This window comes from Streptomyces albus subsp. albus, from assembly GCF_000719865.1.
Classification (GTDB): Bacteria; Actinomycetota; Actinomycetes; order Streptomycetales; family Streptomycetaceae; genus Streptomyces; species Streptomyces albus_E.
The window spans coordinates 263,203-279,383 of sequence record NZ_JOID01000015.1 but is presented as its reverse complement, the minus strand read 5'-3'; the positions used below and the strand labels follow the sequence as shown (position 1 = coordinate 279,383).

The window sequence follows — 16,181 nt, the reverse complement described above, 5'->3', positions numbered from 1 at the left end:
GCCGCCTCACCGCACCGATCGCAGGAGGCAGCACATGGCAGGGTTTCTGGACCGCGCCAAGGAGCAGGCACAGCGCGGCCTCACGCAGGGCAAGCAGAAGCTCGACGAGGTGCAGACCCAGCGCGCCGGTGCCGATCTGCTGAAGAAGCTCGGTTCGGCGTACTACGCCGAGCAGCGCCGCGGCGGCTCCCCGGAGGCCACCCGCCGTGCCATGGAGGCGCTGGAGCAGCACATCGCGACGCACGGCGACGGGGTCCTCCGGGGCTGAGCCCCGGCGCCGCCCGGGCCGCGGACGCCCGGGCGGCCAACGCCCGGAACGGACGCCGCGGCTCGCGGCCGCCGCCCCCGGCCCACCGGCCCCGGCCGCCGCTCCGGGGCCGCCGCACCCCGTCCGCACCGCAGGCCGGCGCGCCGGGTGACAATGGTCCGGTGTCCCCCGCCGCTCCCGCCGCTCCCGGCACCCCGCCCGGCCCCGATGCCCTGCGGCCCCGCCTGCCGTCCCCCCTGGACCCGGCCGAGGACGAGCGCTTCGCGCGCCACGGCGTGCGGCTGCTGCTCAAGCGGGACGACCTCATCCACCCCGAGCTGCCCGGCAACAAGTGGCGCAAGCTGACCCCGAATCTGCGCGCCGCCGCCGAGAGCGGCCACACCACGCTCCTGACCTTCGGCGGCGCCTACTCCCACCATCTGCGGGCCACCGCCGCGGCCGGCCGGCTGCTGGGCCTGTCCACCATCGGCGTCGTCCGCGGCGACGAGCTGGCGGACCGCCCGCTCAATCCGTCCCTGGAGCGCTGCGCCGCCGACGGCATGCGGCTGGTCTTCGTCGACCGGGCCGCCTACCGGCGCAAGACCGCGCCGGAGTTCACCGCAGGGCTGCGGGAACGGTTCGGCGCCTTCCATCTCGTGCCGGAGGGCGGCAGCAACGCCCTTGCCGTGCACGGCTGTACGGATCTCGGCCGCGAACTGCGGGGCCGGGCCGATGTGGTGACGGTCCCGTGCGGCACCGGGGGCACCCTCGCCGGGCTGGCGGCGGGACTGGCGCCGGATCAACGGGCTCTCGGTTTCGCGGTGTTGAAAGGCGGCTTCCTGGGCGCGGAGGTCGAGCGCCTGCAGCGCGAGGCGTTCGGGGACCGCAGGGGCGACTGGCGGGTGGAGCACCGCTTCCACTGCGGCGGCTACGCGAAGGTGCCGCCCCGACTCCGGGCGTTCGCCGAGGACTTCTCCACCCGGCACGGGGTTATCCTGGAGTCACTGTACGTCGCCAAAATGCTGTACGGACTGTTGTCGCTGACCGAGGAACGCGCCTTCCGCCCGGGCACGGCGATCGCGGCCGTTCTCACCGGAACCGGCTGACCAGTGGCGACTCCCGCGCCGGGCCCCGCCGGGTGAATCCGGGCCCGGATTCGCGGAATTGGAACCGCCGCACCCCTAGCCACTGTCCGTAGAGCCGTGCCTACAATGAGTGACGTTCACCGGACCGCGGGCTCCGACCGGCCGTTGGAGGGCGGCCCCGCTGTGTCCCGCGCCCCCGGCACAGGCGACACCGGCCCACAGATCACGATAGCGTCGCAGGCGAACCATGTGCTGCGCCGGTTCCGCCCTCGCGCGAAGCGCGCGGTCCGGCGCTCGTATCAGCTCGAAGAACCGAAGAGCTTGTCACCTTGGAGGTGAGGGTGTCCCACATCGCAGGTGAGCCCGGGAACCAGGACTTCGTGGAAGTCCGGCTGCCCGCCGCGGGTGCCTATCTTTCCGTGCTGCGGACGGCCACGGCGGGCCTCGCGGCCCGATTGGACTTCACCCTCGACGAGATCGAGGATCTGCGCATCGCGGTCGACGAGGCCTGCGCGATCCTGCTGCAGCAGGCGGTGCCGGGTTCCGTGCTCAGCTGCGTCTTCCGTCTGGTCGGGGATTCGCTGCGGGTGACCGTCTCGGCCCCGACGACCGACGGCCGCGCCCCCGAGCGCGACACCTTCGCCTGGACGGTGCTCTCCGCGCTCGCCGGTGAGGTGGACTCCACGGTCGCCGAGGACCGCACGGTGAGCATCGGCCTGCACAAGAAGCGCGGCGCGGGTCCCGGTCAGCCGTGACGGAGGGAACGGGCGGGCCGGTGCAGGACGAGAGGCGCTCGGCGGGGGCGGTGCCCAGGGCCGCCATCCCGGAGCAACAGGCAGAGCGGGCGGACCACATGGACCAGCATCAGCAGGAGCAGCGGCAGGAGCAGCCCGGGCGCGAGCAGGGCCGGGGCGAGCACCCGGGGCGCGAGCACGAATACGCCCGCGGCGAGCAGCCGGATCCGCACGACCGCAGCGGTGCCCGGGCGCTCTTCATCGAGTTGCGCGGCCTGCCCGAGGGCTCGCCGCGGCGCGTCCAGCTCCGCGACCACCTGGTCCGGATGCACCTGCCGCTGGTGGAGCACCTGGCCCGGCGGTTCCGCAACCGCGGCGAGCCGCTGGACGACCTGACCCAGGTCGCCACCATCGGCCTCATCAAGTCCGTGGACCGCTTCGACCCCGACCGGGGTGTCGAGTTCTCCACCTACGCCACCCCGACGGTGGTCGGCGAGATCAAGCGGCACTTCCGCGACAAGGGCTGGGCGGTGCGGGTCCCGCGCCGGCTCCAGGAGCTGCGGCTGTCGCTGACCACGGCCACCGCCGAGCTGTCCCAGCGGCACGGCCGCTCCCCCACCGTCCACGAACTCGCCGTCCAGCTCGGCATCTCGGAGGAGGAGGTGCTGGAGGGGCTGGAGTCCGCCAACGCGTACAGCACCCTCTCGCTGGACGTCCCGGACACGGACGAGGAGTCGCCGGCCGTCGCCGACACCCTGGGCGCCGAGGACGACGCCCTGGAGGGCGTGGAGTACCGGGAGTCCCTCAAGCCCCTGCTGGAGGAACTGCCGCCGCGGGAGAAGAAGATCCTGCTGCTGCGCTTCTTCGGCAATATGACGCAGTCGCAGATCGCGCAGGAGGTCGGCATCTCGCAAATGCACGTCTCCCGGCTGCTGGCCCGCACCCTGGCGCAGCTGCGGGACAAGCTCCTCGTCGAGGAGTGACCGGCGCGGGCCTCCGCCGGAGCACGCGGCGGAGGTGCCCGGTGGAGGCAGCGCCCCGGGCCGTTACGGCTCGCTCCGGGGGGCGATGCCCAGTGCCGCGGTGGCCGTCGGATTGACCAGCAGTGCCAGCACGGCGACGGCCACCGCGGCCAGCGCCACCCCGGCGGCGATCATCGCGCCGCCGGTGCTCACCAGCGTCCAGGCCACCGGCACGGCCATCAGCTGGGTGATCATCGCCGGTCCGCGGCTCCAGCGCCGCCGCAGCAGCAGACCGCGGGCCGCCAGGAGCGGCAGCGCGGCCAGCGCGAGCAGGGTCAGCCCGCCCATCTCGGCCTGCTGCGGGCTCGACGGGTCGCCGACCAGCCCCATCACGAGCAGATACCCCCCGAACCCGGCGAGCACCACGCCCTCGGCGGCGCACAGGGCCGCGGCGGCGGAGAGCCGGGCCGGGCGGGGGCCGGCGGGAGGGGTGGTACCGGTGGACGTTCGCTGCTCACTGCTCACCTCAGCAGCGTATCCGCCGTCCTCCATCGGTCCGGGGCGGGTCGCCGTCCGGACTGTGCCGCATACCGGCAGGTAGGTAATGTGCACGGCATGCGCGCCCTCCTCGTGGTCAACCCGGCAGCCACCACCACCAGCGCCCGTACGCGGGACGTCCTGATCCACGCCCTGGCGAGCGATCTCAAACTGGAGGTGGCGTCCACGGAGTACCGGGGCCACGCCCGCGACCTCGCCCGGCGGGCGGCTGAGAGCGGGGAGGTCGAACTGGTGGTGGCGCTCGGCGGCGACGGCACCGTCAACGAGGTGGTGAACGGTCTGCTGCACCGCGGCCCGGACCCGGATTCCCTGCCCCGCCTCGCCGTTGTCCCCGGCGGTTCCACGAATGTGTTCGCGCGCGCTCTGGGTCTTCCCAATGACGCCGTGGAAGCGACCGGTGCATTGTTGGACGCATTGCGTGACGGAAGCGAACGAACGGTCGGCCTGGGCCTCGCCTCCGGAACTCCGGGAAGCGTGGACGAGGCGGTTCCGGCCCGCTGGTTCACTTTCACCGCGGGGTTCGGATTCGACGCGGGAGTCGTCGGTCGAGTCGAACAACAGCGCGAGCGGGGCCGGCGTTCCACCCACGCTCTGTATGTGCGCCAGGTGCTCCGCCAGTTCTTCAGCGACCCGCACCGCGGCCACGGCACGATTACGCTCGACCGCCCGGGGCACACGCCCGAACGGGGGTTGGTGCTGTCGGTCGTCTGCAACACCTCTCCCTGGACCTACCTGGGCAATCGTCCGGTCTACGCCGCCCCCGGGGCGACGTTCGACACCGCGCTGGACGTGCTCGGACTGAGCAGTCTCTCCGCCGCCGCGGTGGCGCGTTACGGGACCCAGCTGCTCATGTCCTCGCCCGAGCGGGGCCCGCACGGCAAGCACGCTCTGTCACTGCACGATCTGACGGACTTCACCTTGCATTCGCAGGCGAAACTGCCGTTTCAGATGGACGGTGACCACCTGGGACTGCGTTCCAGCGTGACGTTCACAGGCGTACGGCGTGCACTGCGTGTGATTGTGTGAGCGGAACCGCAGAAAGTCCTTTCACTCGAACGTTTAGGCCATCTTCCACCCCCTGGAAGTGAGGCTGTGACCGAGGCGACACCAAGGAATCAAAAAAAACTTTCCGGAAGGGGTTGTATCCGCAGCCCAGGTTTGCGAGTCTCTTCCTGGCGATCGGGACGGCCCAGCACACGGCCCCCTTGAGAGCCCGAACCCCCCTCCTCAATCCCGCTGGGACCGCACCAGGGAACTGGTCGTCGGCCCCTTCTGTCGCGGGGGGATTCGTGAAAGCGTTCACATTCACAAGCAATCAGCAAGTATCACAAGGAGATGGAGCAGCCATGGACTGGCGTCACCGCGCCGTTTGCCGCGAGGAAGACCCCGAGCTCTTCTTCCCCATCGGCAACACCGGTCCTGCGCTGCTGCAGATCGAGGAAGCCAAGGCCGTCTGCCGTCGCTGCCCCGTCATGGAGCAGTGCCTGCAGTGGGCGCTGGAGTCCGGCCAGGACTCCGGTGTGTGGGGTGGCCTCAGCGAGGACGAGCGCCGCGCAATGAAGCGCCGTGCCGCTCGCAACCGGGCGCGCAACGCGAGCGCCTGAACCCCCCTGCACCCGGGCGGAGCGTGTTCCCGATGACACCACGTCATCCCAGCGGGTACGCACCACCCGCCCCCCGAGTCGCAGCGCGCAGTACCCGTTGCACATAAAGCTTTGAACCCCGGCCGGATCCCGGCCGGGGTTCAGTGCTGTCCGGAGCCGGCGCGGAGCCGGAGCCCGGCGCGGTCCGCCCCGTTCACAGCCGTCCCGGCAGCTCAGAGCCGTCCCGGCAGCGGCAGGTTCCGCCGCTCGGCACCCTCGGGCCGTACCGGGATGTCCAGCAGGGCCCTCGTGCCGCCCTCCGGCACGGGCCGCAAATCGAAGGTGCCGCCCAACTCGCCCTCCACCAGCGTCCGTACGATCTGCAGGCCCAGACTGCCGGTGCGGTGCGGATCGAAGTCCGCCGGGAGGCCGGCGCCGTCGTCCTGGACGGTGACCAGCAGCCGCGGATCGGCCCGGCCGCCGCCGCGCACCGCGGACACCTCGACCGTGCCCTGCTGCTTCTCCCGGCCGCCCGGGGCTCCCGGGGGGAAGCCGTGCTCCAGGGCGTTCTGCACCACTTCGGTCAGCACCATCGACAGCGGGGTGGCGACGTCGGCGTCGAGTATCCCGAACCGGCCGGTGCGGCGGCAGACGACCCGGCCCGGGGAGATCTCGGCCACCATCGCCAGCACGCGGTCGGCGATCTCGTCGAACTCGACCCGTTCGTCGAGGTTCTGGGACAGGGTCTCGTGCACGATGGCGATCGAGCCGACCCGGCGGACGGCCTCCCCGAGGGCTTCCCGGCCCTGGTCGGAGTCCATCCGGCGGGCCTGGAGCCGCAGCAGTGCCGCCACGGTCTGCAGATTGTTCTTCACCCGGTGGTGGATCTCCCGGATGGTCGCGTCCTTGGTCAGCAACTCCCGCTCCCGGCGGCGCAGTTCGGTGACGTCGCGGAGCAGCACCAGGGAACCGATCCGGGTGCCCTTGGGTTTCAGCGGGATGGAACGCAGCTGGATGACTCCCTGGTCGCTCTCCACCTCGAAGTCGCGCGGCGCCCAGCCGCTCGCCAGCTTGGCCACCGCCTCGTCCACCGGGCCCCGCGCGGGGGCCAGTTCGGCGGTGGCCCGGCCCAGATGGAGGCCGACCAGGTCGGCGGCCAGGCCCAGCCGGTGGTAGGCCGAGAGCGCGTTGGGGCTGGCGTACTGGACGATGCCGTCGGCGTCGAGCCGAATCAGTCCGTCGCCCGCACGGGGTGAGACGTCCATGTCGCCCTGCTGGTCCTGGAAGGGGAAGGCGCCCGCAGCGATCATCTGGGCGAGGTCGGAGGCGCTCTGGAGGTAGGTGAGCTCCAGCCGGCTGGGGGTGCGCACGGTCAGCAGATTGGTGTTGCGCGCGATCACCCCGAGGACCCGGCCCTCCCGGCGCACGGGGATGGACTCGACCCGGACGGGGACCTCCTCGCGCCACTCCGGGTCGCCCTCCCGCACGATGCGGCCCTCGTCCAGGGCGGCGTCCAGCATCGGGCGGCGGCCGCGGGGAACCAGATGGCCGACCATGTCGTTCTGGTAGGACGTGGGCCCGGTGTTGGGCCTCATCTGGGCGACGGACACATAGCGGGTCCCGTCCCGGGTGGGCACCCACAGCACCAGGTCGGCGAAGGAGAGGTCGGAGAGCAGCTGCCACTCCGACACCAGGAGGTGGAGCCACTCCAGGTCGGAGTCACCGAGTGCGGTGTGCTGGCGTACGAGGTCGTTCATGGACGGCACACGCGCGAGCCTACCCGGAGGGCTTCCGGACCTGCGGGCTTGGACAGCCGCCGGAGGTCCGGTCCACAATGGGACCGGCGCGGACAGTCGAACGATGATCGAACACAGCCTCCGCCCTCCCGCACGGGGAGGGTGGATACGAGACCCGGGGCGCTCACTGCCCTGACCGCGTCCGGGTCTCCGGTCGGCCGGAAACGGCCGCGGGGGACCGCACACCCCGTGGAACCACCGGCCGGTACAGCTCCGGGCTGCGGTGCCGGACAGGTTGAGGGTCCTGTCCCGGCGCCGCGGCCCGCGGGTCTTTCCGGGACCGGTCCGCCGCCCCACCCGGTCCCCGGCCTCCTCAGCGGGTCTCGGTGACCTTCGCCAGCGCGCGCGGCGCGTCCGGGTCCTGGCCGCGGGCGATCGTCACCTCGCGGGCGAGCATCTGCAGCGGCAGGATCTCCAGCACCGGCTGCACCTCCTCGGCGACGCCCGCGGTCGGCAGGGCGAAGCCCGCGGACGCGGACTCCACCTGCTCCCGGCTGCCGATGACGACGAGATCGGCGCCCCGGTCCCGGAGCCGGTCCAGCACCGGCCGCAGCGCCTCGCCGCCCCGGCCCTCCGGCACGATCGCGATCACCGGCGAGACGTTGTCGACCATGGCCAGCGGCCCGTGCAGCAGATCGGCGCCGGAGTAGGAGAGCGCGGGGATGTAGCTGGTCTCCATGAGCTTGAGGGCGGCCTCCTTGGCGGTCGGATAGCCGTAGCCGCGGGAGGTGAGCACCATGCGCTCCGCGAAGCGGTACCGGCCGGCCAGCGTCCGGACCTCCGGGGCACGGTCCAGGATCTGCCGGGCCAGCCCCGGCAGCACCCCGGCCGCCGCGCCGTCCGCGCCGGCCAGGCCCTCGGTGAAGAGGTAGAGGGCCAGCAGTTCGGCGGTGTAGGTCTTCGTCGCCGGGAGGGCCTTCTCCGCCCCCGCGAGGATGTCGATGTGGAACTCCGCCACCGCGGCGAGGGGGGAGCCGGGGTTGTTGGTCACCGCCACGGTGACCGCGCCACCCGCACGAGCGGCCTCCGTGGACGCCACCAGATCGGGTGAGCCGCCCGACTGGCTGACGGCGATCACCAGGACGTCCCGGAGATCGGGCCGGGCTCCGTAGGCCGTGGTCGTGGACATCGAGGTGAGCCCGCAGGGCATGCCCCGGCGGATCTCCAGCAGGTACTTGGCGTAGAGGGCGGCGTTGTCGGAGGTGCCCCGGGCGGTGAGGAGCGCGAAACGCGGCCCGCGTGCGGCGACCCGGCGGGCCGTCTCGCGGATCGCGGCCGCGCCCTCGTCGAGGATCCGGGCCAGGACGGCGGGCTGTTCGGCGATCTCGCCGGCCATGACACGGCCCGGCTGTTCGCCGTACCGGAGCGGCTGCGTGGCGGACATGCGGGGTGCCTCCCGTAGCTCTGGGGCCTTTCGGGGATACCGGCCGCGGTGCTCCGCGAACGGCCGCTCCGGCACGGGGCCGGACGCGATCAGGGTACCCTCGTTTGGTTTAGACCAATACTCCCGGCTCCGCCGCCGGTCCGGACGCCCGTGGAGATCCCAGGGTGTATAAGGAGGGCTGTCGGCTCCCGGAGAACCCGGGCCCGGCGTCTTCCGGCCGCACAGGGGCAGCGCACCATGCACGCCGGACCGTGCCACGATGTGAGCCCTACGTACGGAGGAGCCGGTGACGGCAGCAGGCCAGGAGTCGGGAAGGCTGACGATGGAGACCGACGGGGGCGCCGGGAACGGCACGCCGGGCGCCGGGCGCCCCGCCCGGGTGCCGAAGTACTACCGGCTCAAGCGCCACTTGCTGGAGATGACCGAGACCCTCCCCCCGGGCAGCCCGGTCCCCCCGGAGCGCACGCTCGCCACCGAGTTCGACACCTCGCGCACCACCGTGCGCCAGGCCCTCCAGGAGCTCGTCGTCGAGGGCCGGCTGGAGCGCATCCAGGGCAAGGGCACCTTCGTCGCCAAGCCCAAGGTCTCGCAGGCCCTGCAGCTCACCTCGTACACCGAGGACATGCGGGCCCAGGGCCTGGAGCCGGCCTCGCAACTCCTCGACATCGGCTACGTGACCGCCGACGACCGGCTCGCCGGGCTGCTCGACATCGTCACCGGGGACCGGGTGCTGCGGATCGAACGGCTCCGGCTGGCCAGCGGCGAGCCGATGGCCATCGAGACCACGCATCTGTCGGCCAAGCGCTTCCCGGCGCTGCGCCGCAGCCTGGTGAAGTACACCTCCCTGTACACCGCGCTGGCCGAGGTCTACGGAGTGCGCCCGGCCGAGGCCGAGGAGACGATCGAGACCTCGCTCGCCAGCCCCCGGGAGGCGGGGCTGCTGGGGACGGACGTCGGGCTGCCCATGCTGATGCTCTCCCGGCACTCCTTCGACGCGAAGGGCGCTCCGGTGGAGTGGGTGCGCTCGGTCTACCGGGGGGACCGTTACAAGTTCGTCGCCCGCCTCCAGCGTCCCAAGATCTGAGACGGCCGAGGTCCGCGCCTACCGCGAGCCCCGGTTTCACGGGCTTTTCGCGGGTCCGCGGGGTGGGGCGGAGGGTAATGGTCCATTCCACCTACCGGACTCTGGTTTCCACAACGTGTCCGTACCGGTATGCAGGCGTAGTGAACATTGGCCGCGCGCTGCCCTAGATTTCCCTGCGCGTTACGCAGGAGATCCTTCCCGGAAAAAACGGAGACGCTCCCATGCCCGAGTCAGAATCGGCAGCCCCACCCACCACCGCGAAGCGCGGGATGCCCCCCAAATCGATCGCGATCTGGGCTGCCGTGGCCCTCGTCGGCGCGGCAGGCTGGGCCGTACTCGCCCTCTCGCGCGGCGAGGAGGTGTCGGCCGCCTGGATGGTCGCCGCCGCTCTCGGTTCCTACGCCATCGCCTACCGCTTCTACTCCCGGTTCATCGCCAACCGCGTGCTGAAGGCCGACAAGACCCGGGCCACCCCGGCGGAGCGGCTCGACAACGGTGTTGACTTCCACCCCACCGACCGGCGCGTGCTGCTCGGTCACCACTTCGCCGCCATCGCCGGCGCCGGCCCGCTGGTCGGCCCCGTGCTGGCCGCGCAGATGGGCTACCTCCCCGGCACCATCTGGATCATCGTCGGCGTGATCTTCGCCGGCGCGGTCCAGGACATGGTGACGCTCTTCTTCTCCATGCGCCGGGACGGCAAATCGCTGGGGCAGATGGCCCGTGAGGAGATCGGCCCGTTCGGCGGCGCCGCGGCTCTCATCGCCATCTTCGCCATCATGATCATTCTGCTGGCGGTGCTGGCGCTCGTCGTCGTCAACGCCCTGGCGCACTCGCCGTGGGGCACCTTCTCCATCGCGATGACGATCCCGATCGCTTTCTTCATGGGCTTCTACCTGCGGGTGCTGCGCCCGGGCCGGGTGACCGAGGTGTCGCTCATCGGTGTGGCGCTGCTGCTGCTCGCGATCGTCTCCGGCAGCTGGGTCGCCGACTCCTCCTGGGCGGAGACCTTCACCCTGCAGCCCGGCACCCTGGTGATCTGGCTCGTGGTCTACGGCTTCTTCGCCTCGGTCCTGCCGGTGTGGATGCTGCTGGCCCCGCGTGACTACCTGTCGACCTTCATGAAGATCGGCACGATCGTCCTGCTGGCCCTGGGCGTCGCGTTCGCCCTGCCGAACATGAAGATGGACGCGGTCACGGAGTTCGCGAGCTCGGGCGCCGGGCCGGTCTTCGCCGGCTCGCTCTTCCCGTTCGTCTTCATCACCATCGCCTGCGGCGCGCTCTCCGGCTTCCACGCCCTGGTCTCCTCGGGCACCACCCCGAAGATGATCCAGAAGGAGACCCAGGTCCGCATGATCGGCTACGGCTCCATGCTGATGGAGTCCTTCGTGGCGATCATGGCGCTGGTGGCCGCCTCCATCATCGACCCCGGTCTGTACTTCGCGATGAACTCGCCGGCGGGCCTGCTCGGCGACTCGGTGCAGTCCGCCTCCGAGGCGGTCGCGAACCTCGGCTACACCATCTCCCCCAGCGATCTGACCGCGGCCGCCGCGGCGGTCGAGGAGGAGTCCCTGCTGTCGCGGACCGGCGGCGCCCCGACGCTGGCCGTCGGCATGGCGGAGATCTTCTCCGCGGTCTTCGGCGGGGCCGGGATGAAGGCCTTCTGGTACCACTTCGCCATCATGTTCGAGGCGCTCTTCATCCTCACCACGGTGGACGCCGGTACCCGCGTCGGCCGGTTCATGCTCCAGGACATGCTGGGCAACGTCTACAAGCCCTTCCGGGACGTCAGCTGGAAGCCGGGCGCGTGGATCGCGAGCGCGGTCGTCGTCGGCGCCTGGGGCTACTTCCTCTGGGTCGGCGTCCACGACCCGCTGGGCGGCATCTACCAGCTCTTCCCGCTGTTCGGTATCGCCAACCAGCTGCTGGCGGCCGTCGCGCTGACCGTCGCCACCACGCTGCTCATCAAGTCCGGGCGGCTCAAGTGGGCCTGGGTCACGGCCGTCCCGCTGGCCTGGGACGTCGCGGTCACCTTCACCGCCAGCTACCAGAAGATCTTCTCGGACGACCCGAAGATCGGCTTCTTCGAGCAGCGCTCCGTCTACCAGGCCGCCATCGAGGACGGCAAGGTGCTGCCGCCCGCGAAGGACATGGGCGACATGCACACCGTCGTCACCAACGCGACGGTGGACGGCGTCCTCTCCATCCTCTTCCTCGTCCTGGTCATCGTGGTGCTCATCGACGCGGGGCGGGTATGCGTCAAGGCGATCCGCAACCCCGCGGCGACCAAGCTGGAGGAGGTCCCCCACGTGGAGTCGAAGCTCGTCGCTCCGGCCGGCCTGTGGCCCACCAAGGAGGAGAAGGCCGAGCTCGTCACGGCCGGAGCCGGCGCGGACGGTAAGGAGAGCACCGGCACGGGGAGTTCCTCATGAGCATGAGCCCCGCGCTGAAGGAGAAGGCCGCCAGGATCCGCTTCCTCTGGCGGGAGGCGACCGGAGAGGCGACCTACGACCGGTACGTCGCCCACGCACGGAAGTGCGATCCGCGGGCGGAGGTGCTGAGCCGCCGCGAGTTCGAGCGGCAGCGCGTGGACGGCCGTGAGGCCGACCCCCGCGAGGGCTTCCGCTGCTGCTGACGCCGGCTCCCGCTCCGGCAGTACCGCCCGAACGACCCGATGGCCCCGGCCCCGCGCCGGGGCCATCGGCGTCCCCGGGGAGGACCCGGCCGCCGCCGGTCCGGTGGACGAGACTTTTCCGGAATCACGAAGGGGAACGCACACCCGCTCCGACGGCCCGGTGCCCGCTCCCCGCACGCCTCGGAGGCGACTCCGGCCATGTTCCCCTGCAAAGCGCCCCCGCACCCCCGGATACACAACATCTAGTGGCGCTCGCGGAATGCGGCACAAGATGTATGCTCATGCTCGCTGACGCGCCAGGGGAATCCGGTGCGAATCCTGAACTGTCCCGCAACGGTGTGAGGGCGGCTTTCGCCTGCCTTCGAGTCCGAGCGCCTGCCGTCGGCCGCGTCCGGCTCGACCGAGCCGGCGTCGATTCCGTCCGGGCTCCGGGGATTGGGCCGGTGGACGTCGCGCGGTGTCACGCCCCCTCGGGCGGACACGGCCGCGCACGCCCCGCGCTCCGTCCCGCGGCCCCCGCCGAGCGAGGGAGAGCTTTACGTGACCATCGCGCCCGCCGATCCCGCATCAGCCGACAGCGGAGGAACAGCGGCCGCCGGCCGGGACGCCCCCGGTACCGCGCTGCTGCGCCTCCTGACCGGGCTGACGGCCGATCTGCCCGCCGCCGACCCGGGCCGGGTGGCCGCCGCCGCACTCCGCGGCCGCGAACCCGGGGCGGACGAGGCCGCGTTGCGCGAGCTGGCGACGGAGGCGGCGGCCGGGCTGATCTCGGAGGACCCGGTGTACTCCCGGCTGGCGGCCCGGCTCCTCACCCGCGCCATCGCGGAGGAGGCGGCCGGCCAGGGCGCGGTCTCCTTCCCGGCCTCGGTCGCGGCCGGCCACCGGGAGGGCCTGATCGCCGACCGCACCGCCGCCTTCGTACGGGAGCACGCGGTGCGGCTGGACACCCTCGTGGAGATGTCGCTCGCCGACGGCGCCGACGACCGCTTCGGCTACTTCGGACTGCGGACCCTGTACAGCCGCTATCTGCTGCGACATCCGACGACCCGTCACGTCATCGAGACACCGCAGCACTTCCTGCTCCGGGTGGCCTGCGGGCTGGCCGCGGACGACTCGCCCGGGGCGGTGGACGAGGTCGCCTCGCTCTACCGGCTGATGAGCCGGCTGGACTACCTCCCCAGCTCCCCCACCCTCTTCAACTCCGGTACCCGGCACCCGCAGATGTCCTCCTGCTATCTGCTGGACTCGCCGCTCGACGAGCTGGACTCCCTCTACGAGCGCTACCACCAGGTCGCGCGGCTCTCCAAGCACGCGGGCGGCATCGGCCTGCCGTTCAGCCGGGTCCGCTCCCGGGGCGCCCTGATCCGCGGCACCAACGGCCACTCCGGCGGGATCGTCCCCTTCCTGCGGACCCTCGACTCCTCCGTCGCCGCCGTCAACCAGGGCGGCCGGCGGAAGGGCGCGGCCTGCGTCTATCTGGAGCCCTGGCACGCCGACGTCGAGGAATTCCTGGAGCTGCGGGACAACACCGGTGAGGAGGCCCGCCGCACGCACAACCTCAATCTGGCCAACTGGATCCCGGACGAGTTCATGCGCCGGGTCGAGGCGGACGCCGAGTGGTCGCTCTTCTCCCCCTCGGACGTGCCCGGGCTGCCGGATCTGTGGGGCGCCGAGTTCGACGCGGCGTACCGCCGGGCCGAGGAGGCCGGGCTCGCCGTCCGGCGGCTGCCCGCACGGCAGTTGTACGCCCGGATGATGCGCACGCTCGCCCAGACCGGCAACGGCTGGATGACGTTCAAGGACGCCGCCAACCGGACGGCGAACCAGACCGCGGAACCCGGCAAGGTCGTCCATTCCTCGAACCTCTGCACCGAGATCCTGGAGGTCACGGACGACGGGGAGACCGCCGTCTGCAATCTGGGCTCGGTCAATCTCGCGGCCCATGTCGCGGCGGACGCCGGCACCGGGGAGACCGCGGCGGCGGAGGCGATGGACTGGGAGCGGCTGGACGCGACCGTCCGCACCGCCGTGGCCTTCCTCGACCGGGTCGTGGACATCAACTTCTACCCGACCCCGCAGGCCGCCGCCTCCAACCGGCGCTGGCGCCCGGTCGGACTCGGGGTGATGGGGCTGCAGGACGTCTTCTTCCGGCTGCGGCTGCCCTTCGACTCCCCCGCCGCGGCCCGGCTCTCCACCGAGATCTCCGAGCGGATCATGCTCGCGGCGTACGAGGCCTCCTGCGATCTCGCCGGACGGCACGGCCCGCACCCGGCCTGGTCCTCCACCCGCGCCTCGCGCGGCGTGCTGCACCCCGACCACTACGGCGTCCGGCCCCGGTGGCCGGAGCGGTGGGAGGCGCTGCGGGCCCGGATCGCCGCCACCGGCCTGCGCAACTCCCTGCTGCTGGCCATCGCCCCGACCGCCACGATCGCCTCCATCGCCGGGGTGTACGAGTGCGTCGAGCCGCAGGTGTCAAACCTGTTCAAGCGCGAGACCCTCTCCGGGGAGTTCCTGCAGGTCAACACCTATCTGGTGGAGGAGTTGAAGGAGCTGGGCGGCTGGGACGCGCGGACCCGCGAGGCGCTGCGCGAGGCGGGCGGCTCCGTGCAGGGGCTGGACTGGCTCCCGGCCGGGCTGCGGAACCGCTACCGCACCGCCTGGGAGATCCCTCAGCGGGCGCTGATCGACATGGCCGCGGCCCGCACGCCGTATCTCGACCAGAGCCAGTCGCTCAATCTCTTCATGGCCTCGCCGACCATCGGCAAGCTCAGCTCGATGTACGCCTACGCCTGGAAGAAGGGCCTCAAGACCACCTACTACCTGCGGTCGCGCCCGGCCACCCGGATCGCGCGGGCGGCGGGCTCCGCCGACGCGGCCGACGCGGCCGACGCCTCCGCCCCCGCCGCCCCTGCTCCCGTCCCCGTCCCCGTTCCGGCGGAGCGGCCGGCCGCCGAGGACGCGGCCGCCTGCTCCCTGGAGAACCCCGAGTCCTGCGAGGCCTGCCAGTGACCACCGAAGCCGAGCCGACCACCGCCGCCGCCACCGCCGCCGCGTCCGCCGCCGGTACGGAACCCCAGGTCCGGAATCTGCTCGACCCGGGCTTCGAGCTGACCCTGCGCCCGATGCGCTACCCGGGCTTCTACGAGCGCTACCGCGACGCGATCAAGAACACCTGGACCGTGGAGGAGGTCGATCTCCACTCCGACGTGGCCGATCTCCCCCGGCTCTCCCCCGGCGAACGCCACCTCATCGGGCGGCTCGTCGCCTTCTTCGCCACCGGGGACTCGATCGTCGCCAACAACCTCGTGCTGACCCTCTACCGGCACATCAACTCCCCGGAGGCGCGGCTCTATCTCTCCCGGCAGCTGTTCGAGGAGGCCGTGCACGTCCAGTTCTATCTGACACTGCTGGACACCTACCTCCCCGATCACGACGACCGCGCCGCCGCCTTCGCCGCCGTCGAGAACATCCCCTCCATCCGGGAGAAGGCCCGGTTCTGCTTCCGGTGGATGGACTCGGTGGAGAAGCTGGACCGGCTGGAGAGCAAGGAGGACCGGCGGCGCTTCCTGCTCAATCTCATCTGCTTCGCGGCCTGCATCGAAGGGCTGTTCTTCTACGGGGCGTTCGCCTACGTCTACTGGTTCCGCTCCCGCGGGCTGCTGCACGGGCTGGCGACCGGCACCAACTGGGTGTTCCGCGACGAGTCCCTGCACATGGACTTCGCCTTCTCGGTCGTGGACACCCTCCGCGAGGAGGAGCCGGACCTCTTCGACGAGGAACTGGCCGAGCGGGTCACGGCGATGCTGGAGGAAGCGGTGGAGGCCGAACTCCAGTTCGCGCACGACCTGTGCGGGGAGGGGCTGCCGGGGATGAACACCGATTCGATGCGCGAGTATCTGCGGTGCGTCGCCGACCAGCGGCTGCGCCGGCTCGGGCTGCCGGCCCGCTACGGCGCGACGAACCCGTTCTCCTTCATGGAGCTGCAGGGGGTGCAGGAGCTGACGAACTTCTTCGAGCGCCGGCCGTCGGCCTACCAGGTCGCCGTGGAGGGGGCGGTCTCCTTCGACGACGACTTCTAGGCCGGGCCGGGCCGGCCCGGCCGCCCCGGCGGAGATC

General features: G+C 71.7%; 14 protein-coding genes. 11 read left to right on the top strand and 3 right to left on the bottom strand.

Going from position 1 to position 16,181, the window contains the following annotated elements:
• The first annotated feature begins 34 nt into the window (after positions 1-34).
• The 4 genes from IF83_RS0117175 to IF83_RS0117160 all read left to right on the top strand — a co-directional run bounded on the left by IF83_RS0117175 (position 35) and on the right by IF83_RS0117160 (position 3,049).
• On the top strand, positions 35-268 hold the full coding sequence (locus IF83_RS0117175; RefSeq protein WP_030545076.1) for a hypothetical protein: 234 nt from the start codon (positions 35-37) through the stop codon (positions 266-268).
• Between the two features lie 161 nt (positions 269-429).
• Positions 430-1,353: a 1-aminocyclopropane-1-carboxylate deaminase/D-cysteine desulfhydrase gene (locus IF83_RS0117170; RefSeq protein ID WP_051722845.1), complete on the top strand. Its 924-nt coding sequence runs from the start codon at positions 430-432 to the stop codon at positions 1,351-1,353.
• A 320-nt stretch (positions 1,354-1,673) separates the two neighbouring features.
• Complete coding sequence (locus IF83_RS0117165; protein ID WP_019710113.1) at positions 1,674-2,087, top strand: ATP-binding protein; 414 nt, start codon at positions 1,674-1,676, stop codon at positions 2,085-2,087.
• A gap of 20 nt (positions 2,088-2,107) precedes the next feature.
• Positions 2,108-3,049 (top strand): RNA polymerase sigma factor SigF, encoded by a 942-nt coding sequence (locus IF83_RS0117160; protein ID WP_037680246.1) that lies wholly within the window; start codon positions 2,108-2,110, stop codon positions 3,047-3,049.
• 63 nt (positions 3,050-3,112) lie between these two features.
• Here IF83_RS0117160 and IF83_RS0117155 read toward each other — a convergent pair whose 3' ends face one another.
• Positions 3,113-3,580, bottom strand: coding sequence for a hypothetical protein (locus IF83_RS0117155; protein ID WP_394297335.1), 468 nt, complete (start codon positions 3,578-3,580; stop codon positions 3,113-3,115).
• Positions 3,581-3,643: 63 nt separating this feature from the next.
• Here IF83_RS0117155 and IF83_RS0117150 point away from each other — a divergent pair, with 63 nt between their 5' ends.
• Entirely contained in the window at positions 3,644-4,612 is a 969-nt protein-coding gene (locus tag IF83_RS0117150; RefSeq protein WP_030545072.1) for a diacylglycerol/lipid kinase family protein, read from the top strand.
• 320 nt (positions 4,613-4,932) lie between these two features.
• Positions 4,933-5,190: a WhiB family transcriptional regulator gene (locus tag IF83_RS0117145; RefSeq protein ID WP_003983230.1), complete on the top strand. Its 258-nt coding sequence runs from the start codon at positions 4,933-4,935 to the stop codon at positions 5,188-5,190.
• A 212-nt stretch (positions 5,191-5,402) separates the two neighbouring features.
• On the opposite strand, the gene IF83_RS0117140 is transcribed toward IF83_RS0117145, so the two are convergent.
• A complete protein-coding gene (locus tag IF83_RS0117140; protein WP_051722844.1) occupies positions 5,403-6,926 on the bottom strand; it encodes a PAS domain-containing sensor histidine kinase in 1,524 nt (507 codons plus the stop codon).
• Between the two features lie 352 nt (positions 6,927-7,278).
• A complete protein-coding gene (locus IF83_RS0117135) occupies positions 7,279-8,349 on the bottom strand; it encodes an SIS domain-containing protein (RefSeq protein ID WP_030545070.1) in 1,071 nt (356 codons plus the stop codon).
• A 322-nt stretch (positions 8,350-8,671) separates the two neighbouring features.
• On the opposite strand from IF83_RS0117135, the gene IF83_RS0117130 reads away from it, so the two are divergent.
• From IF83_RS0117130 to IF83_RS0117110, 5 genes are all read left to right on the top strand, one after another.
• The gene (locus IF83_RS0117130; RefSeq protein WP_030545069.1) at positions 8,672-9,433 is read left to right on the top strand and encodes a GntR family transcriptional regulator; all 762 of its coding nucleotides are present in this window, start codon (positions 8,672-8,674) and stop codon (positions 9,431-9,433) included.
• 221 nt (positions 9,434-9,654) lie between these two features.
• Positions 9,655-11,862: a carbon starvation CstA family protein gene (locus IF83_RS0117125; RefSeq protein WP_030545068.1), complete on the top strand. Its 2,208-nt coding sequence runs from the start codon at positions 9,655-9,657 to the stop codon at positions 11,860-11,862.
• A gap of 2 nt (positions 11,863-11,864) precedes the next feature.
• On the top strand, positions 11,865-12,065 hold the full coding sequence (locus IF83_RS0117120; protein WP_030545067.1) for a YbdD/YjiX family protein: 201 nt from the start codon (positions 11,865-11,867) through the stop codon (positions 12,063-12,065).
• A gap of 540 nt (positions 12,066-12,605) precedes the next feature.
• On the top strand, positions 12,606-15,074 hold the full coding sequence (locus IF83_RS0117115) for a ribonucleoside-diphosphate reductase subunit alpha (protein ID WP_030545066.1): 2,469 nt from the start codon (positions 12,606-12,608) through the stop codon (positions 15,072-15,074).
• Positions 15,071-16,144, top strand: coding sequence for a ribonucleotide-diphosphate reductase subunit beta (locus IF83_RS0117110; RefSeq protein WP_030545065.1), 1,074 nt, complete (start codon positions 15,071-15,073; stop codon positions 16,142-16,144). Before IF83_RS0117115 ends, IF83_RS0117110 begins: the two co-directional genes overlap by 4 nt.
• Positions 16,145-16,181: the final 37 nt, after the last annotated feature.